The sequence below is a fragment of the Streptomyces acidiscabies genome (genome assembly GCF_020010905.1).
Classification (GTDB): Bacteria; Actinomycetota; Actinomycetes; order Streptomycetales; family Streptomycetaceae; genus Streptomyces; species Streptomyces acidiscabies.
Genome location: NZ_JAGJBY010000001.1, coordinates 5814074 through 5826639, shown reverse-complemented (window position 1 = coordinate 5826639; position 12566 = coordinate 5814074). Strand labels below are relative to the sequence as shown.

The 12566-nt window shown below is 70.1% G+C and carries 12 protein-coding genes and 2 pseudogenes; 5 read left to right on the top strand and 9 right to left on the bottom strand.

Annotated features, from left to right (window positions below):
• Window positions 1-110 precede the first annotated feature (110 nt).
• On the top strand, window positions 111-1241 hold the full coding sequence (locus J8M50_RS26630) for a cytochrome P450 (RefSeq protein WP_010352186.1): 1131 nt from the start codon (window positions 111-113) through the stop codon (window positions 1239-1241).
• Window positions 1242-1248: 7 nt separating this feature from the next.
• Here the strand turns inward: J8M50_RS26630 and J8M50_RS26625 are convergent, their stop codons facing one another.
• The 7 genes and pseudogenes from J8M50_RS26625 to J8M50_RS26595 form a co-directional block, all read right to left on the bottom strand.
• Window positions 1249-2655 (bottom strand): carboxylesterase/lipase family protein, encoded by a 1407-nt coding sequence (locus tag J8M50_RS26625; RefSeq protein ID WP_010352187.1) that lies wholly within the window; start codon window positions 2653-2655, stop codon window positions 1249-1251.
• Between the two features lie 128 nt (window positions 2656-2783).
• Window positions 2784-3986 (bottom strand): enoyl-[acyl-carrier-protein] reductase FabV, encoded by a 1203-nt coding sequence (gene fabV / locus J8M50_RS26620; protein ID WP_010352189.1) that lies wholly within the window; start codon window positions 3984-3986, stop codon window positions 2784-2786.
• A gap of 213 nt (window positions 3987-4199) precedes the next feature.
• Window positions 4200-4349 (bottom strand): annotated as a pseudogene (locus J8M50_RS26615) (IS982 family transposase); the annotation flags it as partial.
• 94 nt (window positions 4350-4443) lie between these two features.
• Window positions 4444-5211, bottom strand: coding sequence for an IS5/IS1182 family transposase (locus tag J8M50_RS26610; protein WP_029183378.1), 768 nt, complete (start codon window positions 5209-5211; stop codon window positions 4444-4446).
• A gap of 43 nt (window positions 5212-5254) precedes the next feature.
• A complete protein-coding gene (locus tag J8M50_RS26605; RefSeq protein WP_141655683.1) occupies window positions 5255-5818 on the bottom strand; it encodes a hypothetical protein in 564 nt (187 codons plus the stop codon).
• A gap of 101 nt (window positions 5819-5919) precedes the next feature.
• Window positions 5920-6780 (bottom strand): alpha/beta fold hydrolase, encoded by an 861-nt coding sequence (locus tag J8M50_RS26600; RefSeq protein WP_223786336.1) that lies wholly within the window; start codon window positions 6778-6780, stop codon window positions 5920-5922.
• Between the two features lie 88 nt (window positions 6781-6868).
• Window positions 6869-7669 carry an aminoglycoside phosphotransferase family protein gene (locus J8M50_RS26595; protein WP_040839000.1) on the bottom strand — a complete coding sequence of 267 codons (801 nt, stop codon included), beginning with the start codon at window positions 7667-7669 and terminating at the stop codon, window positions 6869-6871.
• Between the two features lie 48 nt (window positions 7670-7717).
• Between J8M50_RS26595 and J8M50_RS26590 the strand changes: the two are divergent.
• Window positions 7718-7816 (top strand): annotated as a pseudogene (locus tag J8M50_RS26590) (Rrf2 family transcriptional regulator); the annotation flags it as partial.
• 26 nt (window positions 7817-7842) lie between these two features.
• On the opposite strand, the gene J8M50_RS26585 reads toward J8M50_RS26590, so the two are convergent.
• The gene (locus J8M50_RS26585; RefSeq protein WP_059048641.1) at window positions 7843-9084 is read right to left on the bottom strand and encodes an IS256 family transposase; all 1242 of its coding nucleotides are present in this window, start codon (window positions 9082-9084) and stop codon (window positions 7843-7845) included.
• Window positions 9085-9252: 168 nt separating this feature from the next.
• On the opposite strand from J8M50_RS26585, the gene J8M50_RS26580 reads away from it, so the two are divergent.
• The 3 genes from J8M50_RS26580 (at window position 9253) to J8M50_RS26570 (ending at window position 11667) form a co-directional block, all read left to right on the top strand.
• The gene (locus J8M50_RS26580; RefSeq protein ID WP_010361158.1) at window positions 9253-9594 is read left to right on the top strand and encodes an Rrf2 family transcriptional regulator; all 342 of its coding nucleotides are present in this window, start codon (window positions 9253-9255) and stop codon (window positions 9592-9594) included.
• A gap of 81 nt (window positions 9595-9675) precedes the next feature.
• A protein-coding gene (locus J8M50_RS26575; RefSeq protein ID WP_370516800.1) for an IS5 family transposase occupies window positions 9676-10502 on the top strand; the annotation gives its coding sequence in 2 pieces (ribosomal slippage) (window positions 9676-10032 and window positions 10035-10502; 825 coding nt in all).
• Between the two features lie 34 nt (window positions 10503-10536).
• Window positions 10537-11667, top strand: a complete 1131-nt coding sequence (locus J8M50_RS26570) for a globin domain-containing protein (RefSeq protein WP_010357456.1) — start codon at window positions 10537-10539, stop codon at window positions 11665-11667.
• Here J8M50_RS26570 and J8M50_RS26565 read toward each other — a convergent pair.
• Window positions 11658-12512, bottom strand: a complete 855-nt coding sequence (locus J8M50_RS26565) for a phosphotransferase family protein (protein WP_100216870.1) — start codon at window positions 12510-12512, stop codon at window positions 11658-11660. The two genes, J8M50_RS26570 and J8M50_RS26565, sit on opposite strands and share 10 nt — an antisense overlap.
• Window positions 12513-12566: the final 54 nt, after the last annotated feature.

Below are 12566 nucleotides of genomic sequence, written 5' to 3'. Positions count from 1 at the left end.
GCAGGCACCCGCCGCGTAAGCCGGCTCCCCCTGTTCACGGGGCCTCGCCCGTTCGCGGGACTTAGCCCTCGGAGCGGTACGCCGCCGCCCCCACCGGTCACCCTCACCGCATGACCATCGGCGACACGATCACGATCGAGGCTCTCGACACCGACCCCTACCCCCTGTACCGACGCCTGCGTGAGGAGGAGCCGGTGTCCCGGGTCCCCCTCCTGCGCGCGCACCTGGTCACTCGCTGGGCGGACGTCCACCGGGTGTGCCGGGACGCGGAGGCGTTCGGCGCCGCGGTGCACGACTCCCCGTTGTCGCAGGTCGTCGGGCCGAACCTGGTGCACAGCGACGGCGAGTACCACCGCCGGTTGCGCGCACCTCTGACAGCGGGCCTGCGTCCTCCCGTGGTCCGGCGTTCCCTGGAACACGTCGTACGGGACTGCGCCCGCGCCCTCCTGCGTGAACGGAAACCCGGCGAGGAGGTCGACCTGCTGTCCGCGTACGCCCTCCCCCTCGCCGTCCGCGTCCTCCAAAAGGCCACAGGGCTACCGGAGTTGCCGGTGGAGTCGTTCGCGGAATGGGTGGCGGCGATCGCCGGTGGCGCCGCCAACTACGAACAGAACCCGGCGAAACAGCACCGCGCGGAGGCGGCGAGCGCTGCCGTGGACGAGATGCTGGGGGACTGCCTCCGGCGCCGCACCCAGGGCACCTTGCTCGCGGGCCTCGCAGCCGGCGGCGCGTCCTTCGCAGAGCTGGCGGCGACGGTGAAGCTTCTGATCCTGGGCGGCATCCAGGAACCCCGCGACCTGTTCGCCCACGCGCTGACGGCCCGTCTGACGGTGCCCGGCACCGGCGCCGACCTCGCGGAACTCGTGGAGGAGGCCCTGCGGTACGGCTCACCCGTGGGTACGGTCACCCGCCGCGTCACCACGCCGGCCGTCCTCTCGGGTACGCGGCTCGCCCCGGGCACGCTCGTCCTGGCCGTCCTCGCCTCCGCGAACCGCGACCCCCGCTGCTGGGACGCGCCGGACGAGTTCCGCGTCGGCCGCGCGCACAACCACCATCTGGCGTTCAGCGCGGGCGCGCACGCGTGTGTGGGGGCGACGCTCGGCCGTACGCAGGTGCGGATCGCGCTGGAGGAGCTGCTCACGGCGTACCCGGGAGTGCGCCTCACCGAGCAACCGGTGTTCCGGGGCTGGGAGTTCAGGGGTCCGGCGAGCTTGAAGGTCCGGCTCGCCGGGGCGCCCTGACACCGGCTCAGAACCCCTCCCCCACGTCGTACCAGGTCCCCGCCCGCCACTCCCGCCCCTCCCACACCGCGCGCCGCTCCCCGTCGGGGTCGTTCTCCAGTCGACGCCCCTCAGCGGTGAACAGCATCGTCGCCCGCCCGGGCACCGCGTACGGCGTCCATCCCACCGCCCCGGTCCTCACGAACTCCCCCCAGGCGGCGTGCAGTTGCCCCTCCGCGCCGGCTCCGCCCGTCCAGATCGCCGGGGCGTCGGAGCCGTGGAACGCGGGGAGTCCGCCGTACTCGGTGAGGGGACCGTCGTACCGGGAGCGCCAGACGGGAGCGTGGGTGCTCTGGGCGTCGGCGAGGCGGGTGGTGGGGACGGCGTACCGCTCGTCGGTCATGACGGCGGTCCGATCGCCCTCGCCGTAGGCCGCGAGGATCTCAGCGCACCCGGCGGAGCCGAAGGCATCCGTCAGAATCCGTTCGGCACGGGCGGCGGAGCCGGGTGCGCCGAGTTCGAAGAGGAGGCATTCGCTCAGGCAGTGCTGGGCGAGGAGCGGGATGCCCGTGGCGGCGCCGTCGGCGATGGCGTCGGTGGGCCGGCGGGGGATGGCGAGCCCGTCGACGGCGGGGCGCCAGACCCACGTGGCCTCCAGGCCCTGGGCGATGGCGTTCTGCGCGTCGAGGACGGCTGAGGCGGGCGCCTCCCGGGGATCGTCGGCGCCGAGTTCCTTGCGGAAGCGTGCGGCAAGGGCCCTGCTCTGCGCGGGAGTTGCCACGTGGTCGCCGCCGCTGCTGGTCGCGGCGCCGTGGATGAGGCCCCGGGTGAGCGGCGAGGCGATCAGGTTGGAGACGGACTTGGCCCCGGCGGACACGCCGTACACCGTCACCCGCCCGGGATCGCCGCCGAACGCCGCGATGTTGGCGCGGATCCAGCGCAGGGCGGCGATCTGGTCGTGGGTGCCGTGGGCGCCGGTGTGTTCCTCGCCCGGCAGGGAGAGGTAACCGAGCGCGCCGAGACGGTAGTTGAAGCTCACGACGACGGCGCCGAAGTCCCGTGCGAATCCGGCGCCGTCGCCCGCGATGTCGTGCCCGTTGCCGACGTGGTAGCCGCCGCCGTGCAGCCAGACGAGGACGGGTGCGCGCTCGGCGCCGGCGGGGGCGGTGACATTGAGGTACAGGCAGTCCTCGGAGGGCGGCGGTATCTCCAGAGGGCCCGCGGGGCCGGGCATCAGCGGCGGCGGCTGGATCGCGGGGTTGCCGGGGCGGGAGCCGTCGCGTACGCCGGTCCAGGGCTCGGCGGGGCGGGGCGCGCGCCAGCGCAACTCCCCTACCGGCGGGGCGGCGTAGGGGATGCCGCGCCAGGACAGGACGCCGTCGCCGGACTCGACGCCCCGGACCTTCCCGCCGCCGGTTTCGATGATCTTCGTCATGGGAGCCTTCCGGACGCGGTCCGCTGCCGTACCGGGTCGAGGGTAGCGGCGGCGATTCCGCCGGACGGGGCGGCCGACGGCCTCGGAAGCGCTGGTCGCACGAGGAGCGACGCCGTACGACGGGTGCGCTAAGGCCAGGCCACCTCCGTCTCCACCTGCGCCGCGTAGTCGACGCCGGGTACGGCGAACCCGTACAGGCGCCGTACCTCCGCGTGGAACCAGTCGAGGGCGGCGAGATCGGCGATGGTGTCGGTCGTCGCCGCTTCCCAGCGTTCCGCGACGGCCGTCTGTACCGCGTCGGTGAGTTCCCAGGCGTCGAGCCGGACCCGGCCCTCGTCGTCCAGGTCGAGCGGGGTGACGCCGGTCAACTGGTCCCAGAGGGCGGCGAGTTGGCCGATCGGCGAGACCATGTCGTCGCCGAGGACGCCGCGCAGCAGGCCGGTGTAGAGGGCGATGCCGGGGATGGCCGTCGAGGACTGGGTGACGGCGGCGCCGTTCACGGAGGTGACCGCCTTGCCGCCGACCGTCTTCGCGAGCCGCTCGTCCAGGGTGCGGGCGGTGGCCTCCAGGTGGGCCTTGGCCGCGCCGATGGTGCCCTGCCGGTAGATGGCCTCGGTGAGGTGCGAGCCGATGTACGACAGGGCGGCGGTGGAGAAGCCCTCGGCGAGCAGGTCGCGCGCGGAGAGGTGGTCGATCCAGCGCTCCCAGTCCGCGCCGCCCATCACGGCGATCGTCTGCTCGACGTCGTCGCCCTCGGCGGGCGCGGTCTCGACCTCGCGGACCTCGGGGACGCCCTGGTCCTCGAAGACGAGGGTCTTCGTACGGCTGGCCTGCCCGATCGGCTTGAGGACGGACGCGTACGTCGTCCCCGTGTCGGGGTCCGTCCGGCGGGGCGCGGCGACGGAGTAGATCAGGTGGTCGAGCTTGCCGCCGAAGCGGGTCTCGATCAGGTCGGCGACCTGGTCCTTCATCCCGTCGGAGAACGCGTCGCCGTTCAGGAAGACCAGGTCGCGTCCGGCGGTGCGTGCGAGGTCTGCGGTGGCGGCGGTGCGGTACCAGCCGGCGGTGGCGGTGCGGCGTTCCGTGGGGGCCTTCTCGAAGCAGACGGCGATGCCCCGGATGCCGGCGCGCTTGAGCCCTGCGAGGGTCGCCGCGAGGCCGTACCCGGCGGAGGAGCCGATGACCAGGGCAACCGGGCCGGTCTCCGCCGGGGCGACGGCAGGGTCGGGGCACGCCTGCCACATATCGGCGACGAGGCGCTCGCAGCCCGCCGGGTGGGAGTCGAGGAAGAGGAAGCCCCGGTTGCGGGGGATGAGTACGCGCTCGCTCACGGATGCGGTCCTTGGGTCGACGGGGAGTTGGGTCGTCACGCCCTGTCAGTCTGCGGTGGGGCGGGCGGGGGCGGAGCTCGTGCCGGGCACAAGGATCTTGAGCAGGTGTTGGAGTTTCTCCACTACGCCTCTTGCCCGGATGGTGGGCGGGCGTCGGCTTCGATCGGTACGTCGTCAGAAGCAGCTGTGGCTGGCGCGGTAGCCGTACTGGGTGGCCAGGATCCGGGTGACCCGGCGCAGCCGCTTGTTGCGAAGGTGGGCCCGGGCGCGCCGGAGCCATCCAGCCTCGCAGGAGAAACCGAGCACGGCCTGCATCATCGCCAGGGTGACCAGCTCGGCGTCCGTGAGCTGCGGCGCTATCCCCCAACCACCCCTCAGGCCTGATCATCTAAGGACTGTCCCGTAAATGATCTTCGAGCTGTCTCGGGCGTGGTTGGCCGTCGTGCGGGCCGCTCGTCTATCCGGCGAGGGCGAGGTTGTGTATCCGGGCGATGCCGAGCATGGCGTGGTGGACGCCATCGCCTTTGAGGCGGCAGTCGCGGAGGATCTTCCAGGTCTTCATGCGGGCGAAGACGTGCTCGACGCGGGCGCGGACCTGCTTGTGGGACTTGTTGTGTGCTTCCTTCCAGTCCGGAAGGTCTTCGCCCTTGCGCCGGCGGTGGGGCATGACGAGCCCGGTCCCGGGATAGCCGCCGTCGGCGATCGTCATGGTCTTGCCGACAGCGGCTTTGGCGCCGGATTCCTCCCACGCCTTGCAGTCGTTGCGGTTTCCGGCGAGAGGCCGGCCCACCACGACGACCAGGCGGGTGTCGGCGTCGATGACGACCTGATGGTTGGTCGAGTACCGGTAGTTCTTGGACTGCTCCGCGACCGTGTGGTCCCGGGTGGGGACCAGGGTGCCGTCCACGATGAGCACGGTGTCCTTGGCGAACCGCTTGCGGGGCTGGAGCGCGAGCATCGGCCCGAGGTGGTCGATGATGCGGTCGGCTGCCGACTTGGACACCCCGAAGAGCGGGGCGAGCTGGCGCATCGTCAAGTTCGTGCGCCAGTACGCCGCGACCAGCAGAGCCCGGTCCTCCAGCGGGAGGCTCCACGGCCGGCCCTTGCGGACCGCATCCGCACCTTCGCGCCGCAGTACGGTCACCAGCTTGCCGAACAGGCGGGGGCTCAGCCCGGTGAACGGGGCTATCCAGGACGGCTCCGACGCCGTGATCACACCAGACACATCAAGATCATCTCACCCGTGACCAGCAGTTACGGGACAGCCCTTAGTCCAGGTGGTCAAAGAGGTAAACCTCGGGAGCGAAAGCCCGGAGCGTCGCCTTCAGCCGGGCGCGGTCCACACGCCACAAAACCATTCCGCGGCTCGACAGAACGGTTCCACTGAATGCCTCCACGAACCCGGCGGGAACATGCTCGGCCAGGTATTCGTCAATCTGTCGAAGCGCGGGCGAGCTCCCCGGCAAAGGTGCAGATCCGTTCTTGTGGCGCACACCGATATACGACGTCTTCACCATGCGATGCGGCGGCTCTGTCCACAGCTCGATGGACGCGACCTCCGGCCACTCCGTTAGCTCAGCCCTGATGCCAAACGGCGTGCCACCCAGCATCACACCTTCCGGACCGACCCGGAGAGCCACCCGGCGTGAGCAAGCCAGCAGGGCGATCCCCGAGAAGAGGATGGCCCCCATGACGCCGAGCACGGCGGCGGCCCAGCCCGGAGAACCCGGGACGAAGGCGAGCCCGAGGAAGAGCAGGCACAACAGTGCCCCTTTCACCGCCTGGGCATTCCAGCCATAACGGACTTCATAGACCCGGCGTCCATCATCCATGGCCGAGATGATCCCAAACGGCCCTATAGAACCCAACAGCCAAGGAACGGGCATTCCACGCTGCCGACATCCGAAATAATGCCGGCGAACCGGGCGGAGCCCTATGTGTCGACCGCGCCTTGCACGAATCTCCGAAGGTGCGCGCGTACGGCGTCGGGCTGTTCCAACCAGGGCTCATGCCCGGCGTCCTCGATCCGTGTCAGTGGAAGGTCGAGCCGGGACGCGAGTGATTCGAGAGCCGAAAGGGGGCGGGGATCGTCGGCCCCGCCGAGGAGTTCCGTTCGCGCGGGTAGGTGCGCACGTAGGTCGGCGAGGTGCTCGTCCAGCGGGTCCGCGCGTCCTTCCTTGCCGAGTTCGCTGTTCATGGCCCAGTTGACGGGGCGCCGCTGCCGGGCACCCCGCGCGGCCCAGTGCCACCCGCGTTCGGGGTCTGCATGGTCGGTGAACCAGGCCAGCGTGAGCAGTTCGGCTTCCTGCTCCTCGGTGCGGCGCGGTGTCTCCTCCAGTTCACGGAGCCGCTCCTGCTGCGCCGGGGACATGCGGCGTTCGCGCTCCGCCCGGTCCCCGGTGCGCCAGTCACCGACGAACGGCCCGCACATCAGCAGCATCGCGGCAACCCGGTCGGAGTGCGCCAGACAGAACCGGCTCGCCAGGTCGGTGCCGTAGGAGTGCCCGATCAGCACGGCCTTGGGCACCTCCCATACGTCGAGCAGTTCGGCGAGGTCGTCGACATGCCGGGCGAGGGAATGGCGGCCCTCCCACGGGGACCGGCCGGTGCCACGCTGGTCGTACCGGTACACGGGTGCGAGGTCCGCGATCATCGACGCGACGTCGCCCAGGTAATCCGGCAGCCCCGGCCCCCCATGGAGCATGACCACGGGCAGCTGCCGAGTCGTGTCCCCCAGCGCCGTCCAATGCACCCGCGCCCCATCGCTCATCGACGCGAGGCCCTGTGTCTCCATCAAGGTCACCGCGGAGAACCTACCGGTGCCGCCGGGCTCCGCCAAGGGCCGAGAACAAGCTCACGGGAAGCGGGCCCCAAGCCGGCCTTCACCGCGAACCCCGGTACCCCCTCAACCCGTCCGCGAGCTCCCCTTCGTCCCCGTCGCGCCACGCGTTCAGCGCCTGCTGGAGAGCGAACGTCCCCCGGATCACCGAGATACGCCGTACGAGGTCCGGGTCACCCCACCCTCCGAGCGCGAGTACCCGCCCCAACAGCCCCTCCCCATGGCTCGCGCCGATCGCCGCCAGGTCCTCCGCCGGGTCTCCGAGGCACACCTCGTCCCAGTCGACGACGCCGCTGAGGCGGGGTGCGCCGTCGGCCGTCTCCCAGAGGACGTTCTCGCGGCCGAGGTCGCCGTGGACGAGGGCGGAGGTGATCCGGGGCAGGGTCTCCAACGCCGCGAGTTCTTGTGCGGCACGCTCGCGGCCGGTTGCGGACATCAGCGGCAACAGCTCATCCCGTACGCCGGTCACGAACCCCGCCCACTCCCCCACCGGCACCACACCCCGTGCCCGCTCTCCTGCCCGCGCGAGCGCGTTCAGCAGGTCCACGTACTGCCGGGCCACCTCGTCTCCGGCGTCGCCCTTGAGCGGTTCGCCGGGGATGCGGCTCAGCACCAGGTAGCCGTCTCCTTCGGCCAGCGGGAGCGGCGTACGGATACCGAGGTCGAGCCCGGCGACCGTGCGCAGGATGGCCGCCCGCGCGGGGAGGCGGCGTGCGGCGGCGTCCGTGCGGGCGTGGCAGACGACCCGGTCGGGGCCGATGACGACTCGATGGAACTGGCCTTCGTGGACGGCGATTTGGTCTGCGTCGGAGAAACTCATGGCTCTGTCTATGACGTATCCCATCCCGCCCGCAAATAGGTATTCACCATGCGTATTTGCTACGGTCACCCCATGCGGTTGACCAAGTTCACCGACCTGTCCCTGCGTGCCGTCATGCGGCTCGCGGTGGTCGAAGAAGGCACCTCGTTGACCTCGCGGGAGGTCGCGGAGGGGTCATGTCCCGCTGAGTGGTGTAGTCATGGCAGCTGTTTCGGTTCCGGTTGTGACGCGATCTGCGGTTCGGGCGGGGTCGGCATGGTGAGGAGCTCGGCCATGGAGGCTTCGGAGAGGTAGCGGCGGTCGAAGACCTGCCACTCGTCGTGGAGTTCGGCCAGCACCGCGGCGGCGAGTCGGTGCAGGGCGGCGGGGTTGGGAAAGACCTGGACGACGTCGGCCCGTCGTTTGATCTCCCGGTTCAGCCGTTCCAGAGGGTTGGTCGACCAGATCTTCTTCCAGTGCGCCGGCGGGAAGTCCGCGAACGCTGTGATGTCCGTCGCCGCCTCCAGCAGCATCTTCTTGACCTGCGGGAACTGTCGTCCGAGCATGTCGGCGACCACGTTCAACTGGATGCGCACCTGCTCGCCGGTGGTCTGGGCGAAGACCGTGCGGATAGTGGCGGCGACCATCTCCCCGGAGCCCCTCTCGATCACCGAGAACACGTCCCGGACGAAGTGAACCCGGCACCGTTGCCAGGCCGCACCCAGGAAGACGGTGCGGATCGCGGCCACCAGCCCGCTGTGGCTGTCGGAGATGACCAGCTGGACGTTCTCCAGGCCACGGGCCCGCAGCGAACGCAGGAACTTCGTCCAGAACGGCTTCGACTCGCTGTCGCCGACCATCAGCCCGAGGATCTCGCGGTGTCCGGTGGCGGAGATCCCGGTCGCGATGACCACGGCTTGAGATGCGATCCGGTGATTCACCCGCGCCTTGCAGTAGGTGGCATCCAGGAAGACGTAGGGGAAGACGGTGTGATCCAGTGGCCGTTCCTTGAACGCGGTCAGTTCCTCGTCCAGTTCGCCGCAGATCCGCGAGACCTCGGACTTGGAGATCCCGCTGTCCGCTCCAAGGGCTTTGACCAGGTCGTCAACGCTGCGGGTCGACACGCCGTGCACGTATGCCTCCATCACCACGGCGAACAGCGCCCGGTCGATCCGGCGTCGGCGTTCCAGCAGGGACGGGAAGAACGACCCGGTCCGGACCTTCGGGATCTTCAGGTCCAGGTCGCCGGCCTGCGTGGTCAGCAGACGTTCACGGTGTCCGTTGCGCCAGGTCGTGCGCGTCTCGGAACGTTCGCCCGGGGCCGCACCGATCGTCTCGGTGGCCTCGGCCTCGATGAGCTCCTGCAGGATGCGCTCGCACACCACCCTGATTGCTTCAACTCCCTCGGCCCGGCGTAGTGACTCCAGCAGCCGCATCAGCTCAGACTGGGACAAGGCCATCGCGCGCTCCTCCGGTTGAACTGCCCGTTCACCAGGGAGACTTGCGCGATGGCCTGCCCTTGTTCAGGGAGCATGCACCGCCAGTGGATGCACGCCCCGGGCAGACACCCGCGCGTTCCGGGTCGCGGCCCGGCTACACCACTCCATGGGACGCGATCCGCGGAGGCGATGGACGTGCCGTACAGCCATATGGCGAAGGCCATCAGCCGGCTTCAGCATCTCGGCGTGGTCGAGGCCAGGCGGGGGCGCAGTGGGGGGCTCGTGCTGACCGAGTTGGGGCGGCGGGCCTCTGTGGGGTGGCTCGTACGAGAGTTGGAGGGGGAGACGGAGGTTGTCGCCTGCGAGGGCGATCCGCCGTGTCCGCTGCGCGCGGCGTGTCGGTTGCGCGGGGCGTTGCGGGGCGCGCAGGAGGCGTTCTTCGCGGCGCTCGATCCCGTGGTGGTCGCCGATCTCGTGGCCTCGCCGGCCGGCCCCGTACTCCTCGGGTTGGCGGTGCGCCGTCCGGGGTGACACGGCCAGCCGTTCTCGTTTCCCGCCCTTCAATTGGAATCTAAGAGGTTGTCTCATGTGGCGTGATGTTCGTGCGGCATGATGTCGGTCGTGACTGCCGATCTGTCGAAGCGGCTGGTTCCTGATGAACTCTGGGAGCTGGTCGCCCCGTTGCTGCCGTCGTTCGTCGCTCGACCGCAGGGAGGCGGGACCGCTCCGCGTGATGAGCGGGCCGTGTTCACGGCGGTGGTGTACGTACTGACCAGCGGGTGTGCCTGGCGGCACCTGCCGCCGACGTTCGGTACGTCCCCGGCGACAGCGCACCGCCGGTTCACGGCCTGGACCGAAGCCGGCCTGTGGCGCCGGCTGCACCGGGCCGTGCTCGACCGACTCGGCGCCAGGGGTGAGCTGGACTGGACCTCGGCGATCATCGACGCGGCCTCCGTCCGTGCGAAAAGGGGGGATCACTGACCGGGCCGAACCCGGTCGACCGCGGCAAGAAGGGCAGCAAACTGCACGTCCTGTCCGACGCCCAGGGCATCCCGCTCGCCCTCGCGGTGTCCGGCGCGAACCTCCACGACAGCCAGGCGTTCAAGCCGCTGATCCGGGCGATACCCGCCGTCCGCTCGCGGCGCGGACCACGAAGACGACGTCCCGTCAAGATCCGCGCGGACAAGGCGTACTTCTCCGCCGACCACCTGGCCTGGCTCCGTGAACGGGGCCTGGTCCCGCGCATCGCACGTCCGGGCATCGAGTCCGGCGAGCGACTCGGCCGGCACCGCTGGAAGATCGAACGGTCCATCGCCTGGCTGCTCGGCTACCGCCGCCTCACCGTGCGATACGAGCGGAAGGGATCGCACTTCCTCGCCTTCCTCGGCCTCGCAGCCGCCCTGACCTGCTACAAGAAGCTCGCGAAACTCACCACGTGAGACAACCTCTAAGACACCAATTCAGAAGGTCCTTATGCTCTCCGAGCGCTCGGTCCCCGTCATCCGCCGGACACTGCCCGCCATAAGCGCCCACATCGAGAAGATCGCGGGCCAGTTCTACGAGGGCCTGTTCGCGGCCCACCCCGGCCTCCTGCGCGACCTGTTCAACCGCGGCAACCAGGCCAACGGCGAACAGTGCACCGCCCTCGCGGGCTCGATCGCGGCCTACGCCGGGATGCTCGGCAACGGCACCCGTGCTGACGCGATACTGGCCCGCATCGCGCACAAGCACGCGTCCCTCGGCATCGAGCCCTCGCAGTACAAGGTCGTCCATACGCACTTATTCGCCGCGATAGTCGAGGTCCTCGGCGACGCGGTCACGCCCGAAGTCGCCGCCGCCTGGGACGAGGTGTACTGGCTGATGGCCGACACGCTGATCGCCGCCGAGGCGAAACTCGGCGAGGAGAAGGGCAGTTGGCAGAAGCTGACGATCGCCGAACGCTACGAGGAGACGCCGGACGCGGTGTCGTTCGTGCTGCGCGATCCCCAAGGCACCTTTCTGCCGGGCCAGTTCATCAGCGTACGGGTCCAACTCCCGGACGGGGCACGCCAGATCCGCCAGTACAGCCTCTCGCGCGGACCCGCCCGCCCCGACTGGCGCATCACCGTCAAGCGCGTCCACGATCCCCTCCGCCCCGACGGCGAAGTCTCCAACTGGCTGCACGCGCACGCCCGTCCGGGCGACACGCTCACCGTCTCCGCCCCCTACGGCACGCTCACGCTCCCCGATGGCGACGCCCCGCTCCTCCTCGCCTCCGCCGGTATCGGTACGACGCCAATGCTGTCGATGCTGGACCACCTCGCGTCGACGCACTCCGCCCGGCCGGTCACTGTCGTCCACGCGGACCGCTCTCCGGCCTCCCACGCCCACCGTGCTGAACTCCTGCGCCTAGTGTATCACTTGCCGAACGCGACACTCCACCTCTTCTACGACCGTTACGCGACCCTGGACTCCGTCGACGTCCCCCCGACAGCCACCGCGCTCCTCTGCGGCCCGCTGCCCTTCCTCCGCACGGTCCGCACCGAGCTACTGGACAAGGGGGTCGCATCGGACGCCGTCCACTACGAACTCTTCAGCCCCGACCACTGGTTGGCTCAGCCCTGACCGCTCATCAGCCCTCCCACGTACGCGTCCAGCCGCTTCTCCACGACCCGCGTCGTCAGCTCCGTCCTCCCCGTCTCCCGCCACGCCCGCGCCACCGACCGCACGTCCTCCGAGAACGCCAACACGTCGCGGACCAGCCAGTACAGGCGCCCGCTCTCGCCCAGCACTCCCCCTGCCTCCACGTACGCCTCGACGAACCTCCGCCCCCACTCCGAGCCGTGCAGCAGCGCGAGGTTGGTGGAACAGTGCGCGACATCGAGGTCCGCCGGTCCCCACGAAGCGGTCGCCCAGTCGATGACGCCGGTGATCCGGAGCGGTACGTCGAGCAGGACGTTGCCTGGGTGGAAGTCCCGGTGCAGGAAGCGTCCTTCGTACGGCGGGGCGGGGTCGCGGATGACGTCGATCGCCGCGGCCCAGGCAGCCGTATCGGCGTTGGGCGGGATCACGACGGTGTCGGCGGTCGTCCGTGTCGTGTACGTCGGGGGTCGTTCGGTGGGTCGCAGCGCGTGGATCGCGACGAGTTGACGGGCCAGCAGGGGGACGCGCCCGGCAACACCCTTGTCGTCAAGGTACGTTCGGCCCGGCAGGTACGTCACGAGGAGTGCCCCGGCGGCCACATCGACCGCGACCAACGCGGGGGCCGGTACGCCGGTCCCCGCGAGCAGGCTCAGGGTCTCGGCCTCCCTGTGCAACTGGCCCTCGTCCCGCACACAGGTCCGCAGGACCAGGCCACGGGTGCCACCGTCCCTCGTACGGATGGTCAGCCGCCGCATCTCCGCGGTGATGCCACCGTGCAACACCTCCACGCCGACGATCTGTTCGCCGGGGTCCAGACACTGATTCACCCAGGCCAGGCTCGACAGCCGGACACTCACCAGCTCACCAAAACCCTTCCGTTC